The organism is Shewanella loihica PV-4 (assembly GCF_000016065.1).
Classification (GTDB): domain Bacteria; phylum Pseudomonadota; class Gammaproteobacteria; order Enterobacterales; family Shewanellaceae; genus Shewanella; species Shewanella loihica.
This window is the reverse complement of sequence record NC_009092.1, coordinates 2,699,053-2,714,329: the sequence shown is the minus strand read 5'-3', so window position 1 is coordinate 2,714,329 and position 15,277 is coordinate 2,699,053. Positions and strand designations below refer to the sequence as shown.

The following is a 15,277-nucleotide window of genomic DNA, read 5'->3' as shown; positions in this document are numbered from 1 at the left end:
AAAACAGTCAAGTATGGTTGAATTGACCCAAGCATTTTAGAGAGCAGTGGTAGCTATGAAACTAACTTCAAAAGGTCGGTATGCGGTAACGGCAATGTTAGACGTTGCAATGCATTCTACTTCTGGCCCGGTCCCATTAGCTGACATCTCCGAGCGTCAGGGAATCTCCCTTTCCTATCTTGAACAACTCTTCGCTAAATTACGTAAGCATGGTTTAGTCTCCAGCGTCAGAGGACCTGGTGGCGGTTATCGTCTCGGTTTCGACGCCAGCGATATTTCCGTGGGCATGGTGGTTAGGGCGGTAGATGAGTCGGTCGACGCCACACGTTGTCAAGGTTTGGGAAATTGTCAGAGCGGTACTCGATGTTTAACCCATTCGCTCTGGGGCGATTTGAGCAAACAGATTTCAGATTTTTTAAATGGCATTAGCCTTGCGGGTCTGATGAACAAGCGAGATGTGCAATTTATCTCAATCAAGCAAGACAAGATGCAACAGGAACAAAGGGTAACCCTGTAAGTTAACTTTGTTATTAATTATTACTATATGTACGTGGTTAAGTGGTCGCGCCATGACTACTCAGTACGGAGTGTGAGATGAAGCTTCCTATTTATTTAGATTACGCTGCTACGACGCCGGTCGATCCGCGCGTGGCAGAGAAAATGATGCAATACATGACGATGGACGGGATTTTTGGTAACCCCGCTTCACGTTCTCACCGTTACGGCTGGCAGGCCGAAGAGGCGGTGGATATCGCCCGTAACCAGGTCGCCGAGCTGATCAACGCCGATCCACGCGAGATCGTGTTCACCTCGGGTGCAACCGAGTCTGACAACCTGGCCATCAAGGGTGTTGCGCATTTTTATCATAAGAAAGGCAAGCACATCATCACCAGTAAGACAGAACATAAGGCCGTGCTGGACACCTGTCGTCAGCTAGAGCGTGAAGGCTTCGAGGTGACTTACCTTGAGCCAGAGTCAAACGGCATCATCCCTATCGAGAAGCTCGAAGCGGCGATGCGTGAAGACACCATACTGCTCAGCCTGATGCATGTTAACAACGAGATCGGCGTGATCCACGATATCGACGCCATTGGCGAGCTATGCCGTGCCAAGAAGGTGATTTTCCACGTGGATGCGGCACAAAGTGCCGGCAAGCTACCTATCGACCTGCAAAAGAGCAAGGTTGATTTGATGTCAATCTCGGCGCACAAGATGTACGGCCCTAAAGGCATTGGCGCCCTGTATGTGCGTCGTAAGCCACGTATTCGTCTGGAAGCGACTATGCACGGTGGTGGACACGAGCGCGGCATGCGCAGTGGTACCCTGGCGACTCACCAAATTGTGGGCATGGGTGAAGCGGCGGCGATTGCCAAGGCCGACATGGAAAGCGATAACGCCCGTATCCGTCGTCTGCGCGACAGACTGTGGGACGGCATCAAGCATATCGAAGAAACCTATATCAACGGTGATGCAGAGCAAAGATACTGCGGCAGCCTGAACGTCAGCTTTAACTTCGTCGAAGGTGAGTCTTTGATGATGGCGCTGAAAGATCTGGCGGTCTCTTCTGGTTCTGCCTGTACCTCAGCAAGTTTAGAGCCTAGCTATGTGCTTCGTGCATTAGGATTAGACGATGAAATGGCGCACAGCTCAATCCGTTTCTCTATCGGTCGTTTCACGACTGAAGAGGAGATTGACCATGCGATCGAGACCATTACCAAGTCTATCGGTCAGTTGAGAGAGATGTCTCCATTGTGGGAGATGTTTAAAGATGGTGTTGACCTGTCAACAGTGCAGTGGGCACATCATTAATCCGGCCGATAAACGAATAGAGATTGGAGCAGAATCATGGCTTACAGTGAAAAAGTAATAGATCATTATGAGAACCCGCGTAACGTAGGTTCATTCGACAAGAACGACCCTTCAGTGGTTACCGGTATGGTAGGTGCGCCTGCCTGTGGTGACGTTATGAAGCTTCAGCTGAAGATCGACGACAACGGTATCATCGAAGATGCCAAGTTCAAGACTTACGGCTGTGGTAGCGCTATCGCGTCAAGCTCTCTGGTCACCGAGTGGGTGAAGGGCAAGACGATTGAAGAAGCGCAAGCGATTAAAAATACGGATATTGCTGAAGAGCTTGCCCTACCGCCTGTTAAAATCCACTGCTCAATCTTGGCTGAAGACGCCATCAAGGCAGCGTTAGACGAGTACAAGGCTAAGCACGAAAAGTAATAGTCGGAGTAATAATGGCAATAACGATGACACCGGCGGCGGCCGATCGAGTAAGAAGCTTCTTGGCCAACCGCGGTAAAGGTATCGGATTACGTTTGGGACTGAAGACGTCCGGCTGCTCCGGCATGGCATACGTGCTGGAGTTTGTCGATGAACTCAATGACGACGATGAAGTTTATGAGATCGATGGGGTGAAAATCATCATCGATGCCAAGAGCTTCATCTACCTGCAAGGGATCGAGTTAGATTTCGTCAAAGAGGGACTTAACGAGGGCTTCCAGTTCAACAACCCCAATGCAAAAGGGGAGTGTGGCTGCGGCGAGAGCTTCACCGTTTAGAGCGAATCGAGATACATGAACTATTTTGAGTTGTTTAGTTTATCGCCATCGTTTGAGCTAGATACCGCTGTGCTTTCAGAGCGGTATCGCGAACTGCAGCGTGCGGTGCACCCTGACAAGTTTGCCAATGCCAGCGAGCAGGACAAGCGCCTGGCGGTGCAGCACACCGCCCAGGTCAACGATGGTTATAACACCCTGAAACATCCCATCTCGCGCGCCGAGCACATGCTCAGCCTCAAGGGAATCGACCTCAGCCACGAATCCACCACGGTTAAAGACACAATGTTTTTAATGCAGCAGATGGAGTGGCGCGAGGCGCTGGAGGAGATTAGCGATTGCGATGATCCCGACGAGGCTATCGAGCACCTGCATCAATCCTTTGGCGAGTATCGCGGCGACATCACGGCGCAGCTGGCGCAAAAGATAGGCAGTGAAGAGGCTTCAGTTCTGGAGCAGGCCGCGGACCTGGTGCGTAAACTCAAGTTTATGGATAAGTTGCAGGCGGAACTCGAGCGAGCCGAAGACGCTCTCTTTTAAGCGCGAATGTTTTTTATGGCTCTGTCGTCGATTGCGGTCGACTGAGCCTTTATTTTTTTAAGTTGGAAAGATATGGCACTTTTGCAGATCGCTGAACCCGGACAGAGCGCCGCGCCGCACCAGCACAGGCTGGCGGTAGGCATTGACTTAGGTACGACCAACTCACTGGTGGCGGCCGTGCGCAGTGGCGTAGCCGATACCCTGGCCGACGAATCTGGTCGTCATGCCCTGGCCTCCGTTGTGCGTTACAGCGAAGACGGAGTGCAGGTTGGCGTGGATGCCGAGCGTTTCTCCGCCCAAGATCCACTCAATACCGTGGTCTCTGTTAAGCGTTTCATGGGGCGCAGCCTGAGTGATATCCAGGCCAAGGATGCCTCGCTACCCTATAATTTCTCTGCCAGCGAAAATGGCCTGCCACTGTTTAATACCCAGGCCGGTCAGTTCAACCCTATTCAGATCTCTGCCGATATCCTAAGACCCTTAGTGGATCGCGCCGAGAAGACCCTAGGGGGGTCCTTAGAAGGCGTAGTGATCACAGTGCCGGCCTACTTCGATGACGCTCAGCGTCAGGGCACCAAAGAGGCGGCCAGCCTGCTTGGGGTCAAGGTGCTGCGTCTACTCAACGAGCCGACGGCGGCGGCCATTGCCTACGGACTGGACTCGGGCCAGGAAGGGGTGATTGCCATCTATGACCTGGGTGGCGGGACCTTCGATATCTCGATCCTGCGCCTGAACAAAGGCGTGTTTGAGGTACTGGCTACCGGCGGCGACTCGGCGCTGGGTGGTGATGATTTCGACCATGCCCTGGCCGCTCACCTGCAGGAGAGCTGGCAACTGACCAGCCTTACGGCCAGTGAGCGCCGCGCACTCTTAATCGAGAGTCGCCGCGTGAAAGAGGCCCTGACCGAACAGGCCAGCGTGACTGCGAGTCTGACCCTGGAGCAGGGCATAGTGCATGAACAAGTTGTCGACAAGGCGCAGTTTGACGCTCTTATCGAATCTCTGGTGAAGAAGACCATTGCCAGCTGTCGCCGAGCACTGCGCGATGCGGCGATCAGCAACGATGAAGTGCTGGAAACCGTGATGGTGGGCGGCTCGACCCGCGTGCCTCTGGTGCGTGAGCGTGTCGAAGGCTTCTTTGGTAAGGCGCCGTTGACCTCAATCGATCCTGACCGTGTGGTCGCCATCGGCGCCGCGATTCAGGCTGATATCCTGGTGGGTAACAAGCCAGAATCAGATCTGCTTCTGCTGGATGTGATCCCGCTGTCCCTGGGTATCGAAACCATGGGTGGCCTGGTGGAGAAGGTGGTGTCTCGTAACACCACGATTCCGGTAGCCCGCGCCCAGGAGTTCACCACCTTTAAGGATGGTCAGACGGCCATGGCATTTCATGTGGTGCAGGGCGAGCGTGAGCTGGTGGCCGATTGTCGCTCCTTGGCACGCTTTACCCTCAAGGGCATTCCGCCTATGGCAGCCGGCGCGGCGCATATTCGCGTCACCTTCCAGGTCGATGCCGATGGCTTGCTCAGCGTGACCGCCATGGAGAAGTCCTCTGGCGTGCAGGCGAGCATTCAGGTGAAGCCTTCCTTCGGTCTGACCGACGAAGAGATCGGCACCATGCTCAAAGATTCGATGGCCCATGCCAAAGAGGATATCGAGCGCCGCATGTTAGCGGAGCAGCAGGTGGAAGCGGCCAGGGTATTAGAGTCCCTGTCGGCGGCGCTGGCCAAAGATGGCGATCTGCTGGACGAAGCGGAAGCGGCGACCATCCAGGCGGGGATGGCCAATTTGGCACAGGTGGCGAGCCAGTCGGATACTGACGCCATCGAGAAGGCAATTGCTGCGCTGGACGATGCCAGCCAGGACTTTGCCGCGAAACGTATGGATAATTCCATTCGATTGGCGCTCAAGGGCCAGTCGGTTGACAATATATAGGTAACAATATGCCTCAGATAGTTTTTTTACCCCATGAAGAGTTATGCCCGGACGGCGCGGTAGTCGAGGCCCAGGTGGGCGAGACTGTGCTGGATGTGGCGCTGCGTAACGGCATCACCATAGAGCACGCCTGTGAGAAATCCTGTGCCTGTACCACTTGTCATGTGATCATTCGTGAAGGCTTCGATGAGCTCGAAGAGAGCGATGAGCTGGAAGATGACATGCTGGATAAAGCTTGGGGCCTGGAGCCTGAGAGCCGTCTGTCGTGCCAGTCTAAGGTGCCTGACAGCGATCTGGTGGTAGAGATCCCTAAATACACCATCAACATGGTGAGTGAAGGCTAAGCCTGCTTAATGTATTAGCAATCTCAAAAAAGCCGGTCTATCAGACCGGCTTTTTTGATCCCGGCATCTGCCAAGGGGCTAAACTTAAGGGGTAAGTATTTGCGATAGAGGTAAGACAATGAAATGGATAGATTCTCTCGATGTGGCGCTCAGTCTGCTCGAGGCTCATCCCGATGTGGATCCCGCCAAGATCCGCTTCACCGATCTGCGGGAATGGATCCTGGCACTGGATGAGTTTGACGACGATCCCAACCATTGCAACGAGCGGATCCTAGAGGCGATTCAGGCCTGCTGGATCAACGAGTACTGAGCCGGTTTCGAGGTTTAAAGTCTCGCTTGCTTACTAGCTGGATTCGATTTGCACATGCCAGTTTGCTAGCCGGATCGCGCCAGCCTAGATGACGGTTTGATGAATGTCTCATTCATCTCGCTATAAAGGTAGGTTTTTCGGATTTAATTTCGTATAATCCGCGCGAATTTTTAAAAACCTGTTTAATGAAGGAAGCTAGACATGGCTATCGAACGTACTTTTTCTATCATCAAGCCTGATGCCGTTGCTAAAAACCACATCGGTGCTATCTACAACCGTTTTGAAACCGCTGGCCTGAAAATCATCGCTTCTAAAATGGTTCACCTAAGCAAAGAACAAGCTGAAGGCTTCTACGCCGAGCACAGCGAGCGTCCTTTCTTCGGCGCACTGGTTGAGTTCATGACTTCTGGTCCTATCATGGTTCAAGTACTGGAAGGCGAAAACGCTGTTCTGGCTAACCGTGAAATCATGGGTGCAACTAACCCAGCTGAAGCGGCTCGTGGCACTCTGCGTGCTGATTTCGCTGACAGCATCGACGAGAATGCCGTTCACGGTTCTGACGCCGTTGCTTCTGCAGAGCGTGAAATCGCTTACTTCTTCAGCGCTGAAGAACTTTGCCCACGTACTCGTTAATTCGAGTCTGATGCAAAACTCTCGAAAAGGAGCCTTAGGGCTCCTTTTTTGTGCCCGAAATTTACTGCAAAAAAATAGTGCGGCAAAATAGTACGGCGAAATAATACGATAAAGTAGCCCCAAGTAAACTGTGAAGAGAAGTCGATGAAAATTGTAGCCGATGAAAACATGCCCTATGTCGAAGCCCTGTTTGCCGATCTTGGCGAGGTGGTGATGGTCGATGGCCGTACCCTGACCCAGGCTCAGGTGAAAGATGCCGATGTGCTGCTGGTGCGCTCTGTCACTAAGGTGAATAAGAGTCTACTGGATGGCTGCGACAGGCTCTCCTTCGTGGGCAGCGCCACCATAGGCATGGACCATCTGGATTTGGACTATCTTAAGCAGCGTGGCATCTTCTGCACCAATGCGCCGGGCTGTAACGCGGTGGCCGTCGGCGAATATGCCTTCAATGCCATGCTGGAGCTGGCCAGACGCTTTCACAACCCGCTTAAGGGCAAGACGGTCGGCATAGTCGGCGCAGGTAATACGGGCACGGCGCTACAAAAGTGCCTTGAGGCCTATGGGGTGAAGACCCTGCTTAACGATCCCTTACTTGAACAAAGCGGCGATGAGCGAGAGTTTGTCTCGTTAGATGAGCTTATTGAGCGCTGCGATGTGATCTCCCTGCATGTGCCACTGACTCGAGATGGCGAGCATCCCACCCACTATCTGTTTGATAAGAGGCGCCTGAATGCACTTGCCGAAGACACCTGGCTGCTGAACTGCTGCCGCGGTGAGGTGATCGATAACCGCGCGCTTATCGAGGTGAAACAGCAGCGCAGCGATCTCAAGCTGGTGCTTGATGTATGGGAGGGGGAGCCGCTGCCAATGCCTGAGTTGGTGCCACTGGTTGAGGTAGCCACCCCACACATAGCTGGCTATAGCCTGGAGGGCAAGGCTCGAGGCACCTTCATGCTGTATCAGGCCTTGATGGCTCAGCTGGGCAGGGCGGTCGACAAGTCGCTTGCCAGCCTGTTGCCACCGCTCTGGAGTCATCAGTTGTCACCCTTGTCTGTGCCCGATGAAAAGGCCTTGCTCTGCCTGGTGCGCCTGGTCTATGACCTGCGCGATGACGACGAACTGTTTCGCCAGCGCTTTCAAAATAACAAAGGCTTCGACCTGATGAGAAAAAATCATAAGCATCGACGTGAATTTAGCGCGTTAATGCTAGCCAATACCGCGGGTTCTGATGTAGATTGGTTGCTCGAATTAGGTTTTTCAGGAGTCGGTCTGTAATTATGTCGCAGGAATTTAACGTCGTCGTTTTAGGTGCATCGGGAGCCGTGGGTCAAACAATGATTGAGATCCTCGAAGAGCGCAACTTTCCCGTTGCCAACTTGTATCCTTTGGCCAGTAGTCGTAGTGCGGGCGACACGGTAACTTTCCATGGTAAACAGGTCGAAATTTTAGATGTGGAGACCTTCGATTGGTCTCAGGCGCAGATAGGTTTCTTCTCGGCGGGCGGTGACGTGTCGGCCAAGTGGGCACCTATCGCCGCCGAGCATGGTTGTGTGGTGATCGATAACACCTCACACTTCCGTTACGACATCGATATCCCTCTGGTCGTTCCCGAGGTGAACCCACAGGCGATCGCCGATTTCCGTAATCGCAACATCATCGCCAACCCGAACTGTTCGACTATCCAGATGCTGGTTGCCCTTAAGCCTATCTATGATGCTTATGGGATCTCACGTATCAATGTGGCGACCTACCAGTCGGTATCTGGCTCGGGCAAGCAGGCTATCGAAGAGCTGGCTAATCAGTGCGCCAAGCTGCTTCAGGGGCTACCGGTAGAGCCTAAGGCCTATCCAAAGCAGATCGCCTTTAACGTGTTGCCGCAGATCGATAAGTTTATGGACAACGGCTACACCAAAGAAGAGATGAAGATGGTCTGGGAAACCCAGAAGATCTTCGGCGATGACCAGATAGTGGTTAATCCAACCGCGGTGCGTGTGCCGGTATTTTATGGTCACTCTGAAGCTGTGCATATCGAAACTGTACAGCCGGTGAGCGCCGAGGATGTTAAGGCCGTGTTGCGTGATGCGCCGGGCGTGGAGCTGTTCGAGTCTAACGAAGAGTACCCAACGGCGGTGACCGAGGCGGCAGGAACCGATCCTGTATACGTGGGCCGCGTGCGCGAAGATATCTCTCATCCTAACGGCATCAACCTCTGGGTTGTGTCTGATAACATTAGAAAAGGCGCGGCGCTCAACAGCGTGCAGATCGCCGAAGTCTTGGTCAGAGACTACTACTGATCCCTGGCCCTGACGGGCTAAGTAGCGCATAAGTGGAGAAAAAGCCTGCAGTTTGCAGGCTTTTTTTGTGTGATCACTTGTTTTTGAAATGTGAACAGTAGCAGGCCATCTAAAACTGGTTTATAGTAATCTCAATAAATACAATTGCCTAAAGCACACTGCCAAATGGCAGTCCATCATCGCTTGAAAGGGAAGAATTGATGAACTTTCGCACATCGCATCTTGCTGGTTTGCTAGCCAGCGCTCTGCTTGTTCTCTCGTCGACTTCGGGTCTTTTATCTGCCGCAGAACCTCTCAATATTACCGGCCCAGATGGCGAAAGTCGCCAGACTCTGCGTCAATACGGGCCGACCACGGCATCCGATACCTTCTGGAGTATTGCACAGAAAACCCGTCCCGATGCGAGTGTGACCATCTATCAGGTGATGGCAGCGATTTATGAAGCCAATCCTCATGCGTTTACCAGCGACAACTACAACAGCCTAGAGAAGGGGATGATCCTGCTGATCCCATCTAAAGAGGTGATGCTGGCTATTCCTAAGAGCCTGGCCAAACAGCAGGCAGAGAGTAACGATAAAGGCTGGCGTCAGAAGCCGCAGACGGCAGCAAAGCCTAAGCCGGTAGTGACACAGACTAAACAGGCTCAGGCGTCAGAAGCTAGTCAGCCAGAGATGGTTCAGGCTGATAAGCCTAGCGCCGAGCAGCAGAAGCAGATCGAGGCGTTAACCGCCAAGCTCGAGGCTGAGCAGGCCAAGAACCTGTCGCTCACCGACGAGCTGGCCAGGGCACAGGATAAGTTAAACCTGGGCAACAACGACAGCGAGATGCTGCAGGCTAAGATAGACGAACAAAGCAGCCGCATCGCCGAGCTGGAAGAAGCGCTGCTGGTTCAAAAAGAGCAGAAGGCGCAGCTAAACAGTGAGGTCGAGCAGCTTCGTCAGCAGCTGGCCGCCGCGACCCAACCGGCAAAGCCTAAAGAGGTGGACGACAGCTGGCGCACCATGATGGATAACCCCCTCTATCTCGGTCTGTTCGCTGCCATTCCGGCGCTATTGCTGCTGGTATTGGTATGGTTATTCATCAAGCGTCGCAACAACAAGAGCGAAGCGGTAGAGTCGAGCACGCCCGTAACGCCGCCGATGGACGATAAGCCTGTCGCGCCAGCGCCTGAAGATAGCGAAGAGATGATGGCTGTGCATCTGGATACAGATGATGAGGCCGATTCGCTGGATTCCTTGATGAAGGTCGACGAGACCCAGTTAAAACCTGAGGCGGATCTGAGTGACGAGCTGCCCCAAGAAGCTGCCGAGATGGTAGTGGATGCAGGTGATGAGCAGGTGATGTCACCGGTTGAAGATGAAGGCCAATCATTGGACGATCTCTGGGCCGAGGCCATGGGTGAACAGGAGCAGGAAGAAGCTAAGGCAACCCAGGAAGATGATCTCGACAGTCTGCTTGCCGAACTAGACGCACCGCAAGAAGCGCCAATCGAAGAGACGCATGTCGAAGAGAAGAGCATCGAAGAGACTGCCTTCGAGGCGCCAGTTCTTGAGGAAGAGGCGACCCCAGAGACAGATCTCGACGAACTGCTGGCCGAATTTGAGCAAGAAACACCAAGCGAAGACGCCAAAGAGGAAGACTTGGATGCGCTGCTGGCGGAGTTTGACCTGCCGGCAGAAACTGTGAACGACGAGACTAACGTAGAAGAAGAGATTCGCGCAGAAGAGACTAGCTTAGAAGAGATTAAGCCAGAAGAAGCCGCCGAGCCTGAAGCGTCCGAGGAAACCTTGGCCGATGAGATCGCTCAGGAGCTTGAGGAGGCGATCGAGGCCAAGGGCGATGAGGGCGATGTCGATGAGACAGATCTCGATGCCTTGCTGGCAGGATTCGATGCCGAGCCCGCTGCCCAAGCGTCCGATAGCGAGGATGATGAGATTGCTCGTCAGATCGCCGCCGAGCTTGAGGAAGAAAACGATGAGGTTGAAGAGGCGGATCTTGATGCCTTACTGGCCGAGTTCGAACCTGCTGCGCCGGCAAGCGAGCCAGAAGCCGACGTCGCCGATCTAGAGCTTGCCGAGGATGAAGCTGAGGAGACTGCACCTGAGGAGACAGGGCCAGAACTTGACGTTGCAGCCGAGTTAGCCGCAGAGCAGGAAGAGAGCAAATCGGCCGGTCACGCGCCGCTCGAGTTCGACCTGGGTGAAGATAAGCCGGCTGTAGAGGCGGACGCAGAGGAAGAGATTAAGGCCGAAGATGACGGCGAGGTGGATCTCGACGCACTGCTCGCCGATCTCGAATCGGTCGAAGAGGCGGAAGAGCCTAAGGTCGAAAAGGGCGAATCGGGCTTCTTCGGTGATCTCAAGGGGAACAAGCGTAGCAGCGATAACATGCTGGAGTGGGAATCAGCCTTGACCAGCGACGCGCCAAGCGCCCAAGAGACGCCGGTTGAGGATGATGACGATGGTATCTCGCTGCAGCTGGACGATGATGATAATCTGACCGTAGATCAGGCCTTGGCTGCCCTTGATGCGGCGGAGAAGAAGCGTCCCGCCAGAGCCGTGCCCGAGCACGACCTGACCGCCTTCCAGCAAGACAACGGCTTTATCGATATCGACAGGCTGCTCAATGAGGCCGACGAGGAGCAGCTGGATGTCGATAAGTATAAGGAGCTGGATGTCGACATGGGCGAGCTCGATAGCCTGATGGGCAACGCCGCCATGGTCGATGTGGACGACGAAGAGAATGCGGTCAATGCCAAGCTGGATCTGGCCCGCGCCTATATCGAGATCGACGATATGGACAGCGCCAAGGCGCTGCTTAAAGAGGTCGAGCTGGACGGCAACGAGCGTCAGCAGCAGGAAGCCAAGAAGCTGCTAGACGAGCTCTAATTTATACGAGATTTAGTCTAGAAAAGCGATTTGAAGAACGGTGCTTAGGCGCCGTTTTTTTATGGCGGCGAGCCAGGTCGGTAAATATCGGGATAGTTGATTCTCTACTTAACTCTCTCCTTAACTATCCAGTATCCAGTTAACGCACCATTTACTATCCAGTTAACACCTAGCTTGTGCTAGAATCCGCCGCCTAGCGAACAGATTTATTTATACATGAGTAATTAAACATGAGGACAGGTATTTCATGCGCGTAGCATTAGGTATCGAATATGATGGCAGCCGTTATTTTGGCTGGCAACGTCAGGCCGAGGTAGATTCGGTACAAGCCCAGCTCGAGAGAGCCCTATCTTTCGTTGCCAACGAACCTATTTCGATTCAGTGCGCCGGACGTACCGACGCAGGCGTTCATGCTACGGGCCAGGTGGTGCATTTCGAGACCAATGCCGTGCGTAAAGAGAGTGCCTGGACCCTAGGGGTCAATGTCAACCTGCCGGATGATATCGCCGTGCGCTGGGCCAAGGATGTGGATGACGAATTCCACGCCCGCTTTACCGCCACCGCCCGCCGTTATCGCTACATGATCTATAACCATCAGTTTAGACCCGGCATTCTCCGCTCTGGAGTGAGCCACTATCCGGGGCAGATCGATGAGGCCAAGATGCATGAGGCGGCCCAGTTCCTGCTGGGTGAGCAGGACTTTACCAGCTTTCGCGCCATTCAATGCCAGTCGAACACCCCATTTCGCTGCGTTCACGAGGTCAATGTGACCCGTCAGGGCATGTATATCTGTGTCGACATCAAGGCCAACGCCTTCTTGCATCACATGGTGCGTAATATCGTCGGCTCCCTGCTCGAGGTGGGTTATGGTCGCCAACCTGTGAGCTGGATTAAGGAGCTGCTGGCGCTGAAGGATCGCACTCAGGCGGCGGCGACTGCTAAGCCTAACGGTCTCTACCTGGTGGATGTGACCTATCCCGAGCACTATGCCTTACCTAAGCTGGCCCTGGGGCCTCTGTTTATGCTCGACTAATCCAAATAACCAAGATCCTGAACAACAACGACACTGAATAACAAAGAGTTAAAAAGATTCTGATATGACGCCTGTACCCAACGCACAATCTGGCCTTAACGACTGGCTGAATCATCTGATGGCTATCCATCCCACAGAGATAGATATGGGCCTTGGCCGCGTTGCGGCCGTTGCCAAGGTCATGGGGCTTGATAGCCTCGAGGGCACCAAGGTGGTGACCGTTGCCGGTACCAATGGCAAGGGAACCACCTGCGCCATGATAGAAGCCATCATGAGAAAAGCCGGGCAACGCGTCGGTGTCTACAGCTCGCCTCACATGCTCAAATACAATGAGCGGGTACGTATCGATGGGGTAGATGCCAGCGACGAGGCGCTTATCGAGGCGTTTTGTGCCATAGATGCCGCGCGCGGCGACATCTCGCTGACCTTCTTCGAATATGCCACCCTGGCCGGACTCTACCTGTTCAAGCAGGCGAAGCTGGATCTCGTGTTACTCGAGGTGGGGCTGGGTGGACGCCTGGATGCTACCAATATTATCGATGCCGATATCGCGGTGATCACTGCCATCGACATCGACCATCAGGAATACCTGGGCGATACCCGGGAGTTGGTGGGCCGCGAGAAGGCGGGGATCATGCGCGCTGGCCGTCCCGTGGTGATTGGCGACCCAGACTTGCCGGCAAGCGTGGTTGAATACGCCGAGTCTATCGGCGCCAAGATGGTAAGGGTAAATCACGAATTTAGCTACCAGGCGAGCGAGACTGACTGGCGTTTTGAGCTAGGTGATATGCCTCAATCGTCTGTGCCCCAATTTTCATTGTCTGGCTTGCCACTGCCAACCTTACCCTTGGCTAATGCGGCAACCGCCCTGGCTGTGGTGCAGCAATTGTTGGCAGAACAGTTTGTGACTCAAGCGGCTCGCACATCTATCGATGCCGGGCTAAGCGGGGCTAAGTTGACCGGTCGTCTGGAGGTGGTCAGCGAGCAGCCTAAGATCATCTTAGATGTGGCCCATAACCCCCATGCGGCGGCCTATCTGGCCCAGCGACTCGAGGCGTACAAGGGTAAGCGTATCTTCGCCCTGTGCGGTATGTTAAAAGATAAGGATTGCCGCGCCGTGCTTGGGCTGCTCGAGGATCAGATCCACGCCTGGTATCTGACGGACCTTAACTGTGAACGCAGCGCCAAGGCGAAGGACTTGCTCAGCTATCTGAGCGGCGACAAAGCTGCCTATGGGTTTGCCTCGGTTGAGCAGGCATACCAAGCGTTAAAGCCAGAGATTGGCCAATCCGATGTGGTAATTGTGTTTGGCTCCTTTTACACTGTGGCAGAGTTTAAGCAATTGGACCTAAGTTAAATGCAGGTGGATGAAGTAGAAGTCAAACAAGAGAAGGTATCGAGCCAGTTTCAAAACCGTCTGGTGGGCATCATAGTCTTGGTGGCCCTGGGGGTGATCTTTTTGCCCGATATCTTAGATGGTAAGAAGCAGCATCAGGAAGAGCAGTTTGCCGAGATCCCACTGCGGCCCCAAGCCGAGTCCCGCCTCGATGAGCAGGAAAGTATTACGGCTATAGACCTGAGTGAGCAGCAGGCTCAGTTCGACCAGCAGGTGAGCAGTCAAGCTGATAGTGCCAACGTAGCTAAAACCAGCGAGCCTAAAACCAGTGAAGCTAAAACCAGTGAAGCTAAAACCAGTGAAGCTAAAACCAGTGAAGCTAGGCAAACCCCTGCGAAAGTCACGCAAGCTAAGGCAACTGAATCTAAGGTTGAGGTCGCAAGCTCAGCCTATACTCTGCAACTGGGTAGCTTTAAGAATGCCGATAATGTGAACGCCCTGGTTAAACGTCTGCGAGGCGAGGGTTATCGTGCCTATACCGTGCCGCAAAAGCCGGTGGATGGTCAGCTGACTAAGGTGTTTGTCGGCCCGGATATCTCCAAGAGCAAGCTACAGAAGTTGCAGACCAAGCTGGATAAGTTTACCGGCCTCAAGTCCGCGGTGGTCGACTACAATCCGCTGCTCTAATCCACAGCACTGATTTGCCGTTATCACTTCCAAACGCCCAGGCTTTGTCCTGGGCGTTTTTGTCTGCGCTACAGGGTGAAAATAGCCTCAAGTCAGAACTCAGTGTCCGTAATTGCGGATAAACTAAATCACTTTTAAATCAGGCTAGGGGGTGAGAATGTCTTCAGTCTCTGGTAAAATCCCGCCGTCTTAATGCTAATGCTGGATCACCTTATTCAATGGTTTGGATCGATTATGCCATTATTGCGGTCATCGCAATCTCGACTTTAATTAGTCTGCTTCGTGGTTTCGTTAAGGAAGCCATGTCACTCGTGGTCTGGTTTGCCGCCTTCTTCGTGGCGAGTCAATTTTATGAAGATCTCGCCGTCTACCTGACCCAGATGCAAGATGAAATGGTGCGTAACGGCATCGCCATCGCCATCCTGTTCATCTCGACCCTTATTCTCGGTGCCTTAGTTAACTATCTCATCGGCCAACTTGTGGTCAAGACGGGCCTGTCTGGCACAGACAGGGTGCTGGGCCTCTGTTTCGGCGCCCTGCGCGGCGCACTCATCGTTAGCGCGATACTCTTTTTCCTGGACGCCTTTACCGGGGCGCCCAAGACAGACTGGTGGGCCAGCTCGCAACTGGTTCCCGAATTCGGAGTGGTTATCCAGTGGTTCTTTGACTATGTGGAAAACACCTCAAGCTTTGTACCTAAAATATAAGAATGC

16 protein-coding genes are annotated in these 15,277 nt (G+C 53.6%); all 16 read left to right on the top strand.

Going from position 1 to position 15,277, the window contains the following annotated elements:
* The first annotated feature begins 55 nt into the window (after positions 1 to 55).
* The 16 genes from iscR to SHEW_RS11920 all read left to right on the top strand — a co-directional run bounded on the left by iscR (position 56) and on the right by SHEW_RS11920 (position 15,271).
* Positions 56 to 517: a Fe-S cluster assembly transcriptional regulator IscR gene (gene iscR / locus SHEW_RS11995; protein ID WP_011866115.1), complete on the top strand. Its 462-nt coding sequence runs from the start codon at positions 56 to 58 to the stop codon at positions 515 to 517.
* Positions 518 to 594: 77 nt separating this feature from the next.
* The gene (locus tag SHEW_RS11990; RefSeq protein ID WP_011866114.1) at positions 595 to 1,809 is read left to right on the top strand and encodes an IscS subfamily cysteine desulfurase; all 1,215 of its coding nucleotides are present in this window, start codon (positions 595 to 597) and stop codon (positions 1,807 to 1,809) included.
* Between the two features lie 36 nt (positions 1,810 to 1,845).
* Positions 1,846 to 2,229 (top strand): Fe-S cluster assembly scaffold IscU, encoded by a 384-nt coding sequence (iscU, locus tag SHEW_RS11985; protein ID WP_011866113.1) that lies wholly within the window; start codon positions 1,846 to 1,848, stop codon positions 2,227 to 2,229.
* A 14-nt stretch (positions 2,230 to 2,243) separates the two neighbouring features.
* The gene (gene iscA / locus SHEW_RS11980; RefSeq protein ID WP_011866112.1) at positions 2,244 to 2,567 is read left to right on the top strand and encodes an iron-sulfur cluster assembly protein IscA; all 324 of its coding nucleotides are present in this window, start codon (positions 2,244 to 2,246) and stop codon (positions 2,565 to 2,567) included.
* 15 nt (positions 2,568 to 2,582) lie between these two features.
* Positions 2,583 to 3,104, top strand: coding sequence for a co-chaperone HscB (hscB, locus tag SHEW_RS11975; RefSeq protein ID WP_011866111.1), 522 nt, complete (start codon positions 2,583 to 2,585; stop codon positions 3,102 to 3,104).
* A 72-nt stretch (positions 3,105 to 3,176) separates the two neighbouring features.
* The gene (gene hscA / locus SHEW_RS11970; protein ID WP_011866110.1) at positions 3,177 to 5,039 is read left to right on the top strand and encodes a Fe-S protein assembly chaperone HscA; all 1,863 of its coding nucleotides are present in this window, start codon (positions 3,177 to 3,179) and stop codon (positions 5,037 to 5,039) included.
* 8 nt (positions 5,040 to 5,047) lie between these two features.
* Positions 5,048 to 5,383 carry an ISC system 2Fe-2S type ferredoxin gene (gene fdx / locus SHEW_RS11965; protein WP_011866109.1) on the top strand — a complete coding sequence of 112 codons (336 nt, stop codon included), beginning with the start codon at positions 5,048 to 5,050 and terminating at the stop codon, positions 5,381 to 5,383.
* A gap of 118 nt (positions 5,384 to 5,501) precedes the next feature.
* Positions 5,502 to 5,693 carry a Fe-S cluster assembly protein IscX gene (gene iscX / locus SHEW_RS11960; RefSeq protein ID WP_011866108.1) on the top strand — a complete coding sequence of 64 codons (192 nt, stop codon included), beginning with the start codon at positions 5,502 to 5,504 and terminating at the stop codon, positions 5,691 to 5,693.
* A 201-nt stretch (positions 5,694 to 5,894) separates the two neighbouring features.
* The gene (gene ndk, locus SHEW_RS11955; protein ID WP_011866107.1) at positions 5,895 to 6,326 is read left to right on the top strand and encodes a nucleoside-diphosphate kinase; all 432 of its coding nucleotides are present in this window, start codon (positions 5,895 to 5,897) and stop codon (positions 6,324 to 6,326) included.
* A gap of 144 nt (positions 6,327 to 6,470) precedes the next feature.
* Complete coding sequence (locus tag SHEW_RS11950; protein WP_011866106.1) at positions 6,471 to 7,601, top strand: 4-phosphoerythronate dehydrogenase; 1,131 nt, start codon at positions 6,471 to 6,473, stop codon at positions 7,599 to 7,601.
* A gap of 2 nt (positions 7,602 to 7,603) precedes the next feature.
* Positions 7,604 to 8,620 carry an aspartate-semialdehyde dehydrogenase gene (locus SHEW_RS11945; RefSeq protein WP_011866105.1) on the top strand — a complete coding sequence of 339 codons (1,017 nt, stop codon included), beginning with the start codon at positions 7,604 to 7,606 and terminating at the stop codon, positions 8,618 to 8,620.
* Between the two features lie 200 nt (positions 8,621 to 8,820).
* Positions 8,821 to 11,508 (top strand): FimV/HubP family polar landmark protein, encoded by a 2,688-nt coding sequence (locus SHEW_RS11940; protein ID WP_011866104.1) that lies wholly within the window; start codon positions 8,821 to 8,823, stop codon positions 11,506 to 11,508.
* A gap of 247 nt (positions 11,509 to 11,755) precedes the next feature.
* Complete coding sequence (gene truA / locus SHEW_RS11935) at positions 11,756 to 12,541, top strand: tRNA pseudouridine(38-40) synthase TruA (protein ID WP_011866103.1); 786 nt, start codon at positions 11,756 to 11,758, stop codon at positions 12,539 to 12,541.
* Positions 12,542 to 12,605: 64 nt separating this feature from the next.
* A complete protein-coding gene (gene folC, locus SHEW_RS11930; RefSeq protein WP_011866102.1) occupies positions 12,606 to 13,898 on the top strand; it encodes a bifunctional tetrahydrofolate synthase/dihydrofolate synthase in 1,293 nt (430 codons plus the stop codon).
* Positions 13,899 to 14,564 (top strand): cell division protein DedD, encoded by a 666-nt coding sequence (dedD, locus tag SHEW_RS11925; RefSeq protein ID WP_011866101.1) that lies wholly within the window; start codon positions 13,899 to 13,901, stop codon positions 14,562 to 14,564.
* Positions 14,565 to 14,782: 218 nt separating this feature from the next.
* Positions 14,783 to 15,271, top strand: coding sequence for a CvpA family protein (locus SHEW_RS11920; RefSeq protein WP_011866100.1), 489 nt, complete (start codon positions 14,783 to 14,785; stop codon positions 15,269 to 15,271).
* Positions 15,272 to 15,277 lie beyond the last annotated feature (6 nt).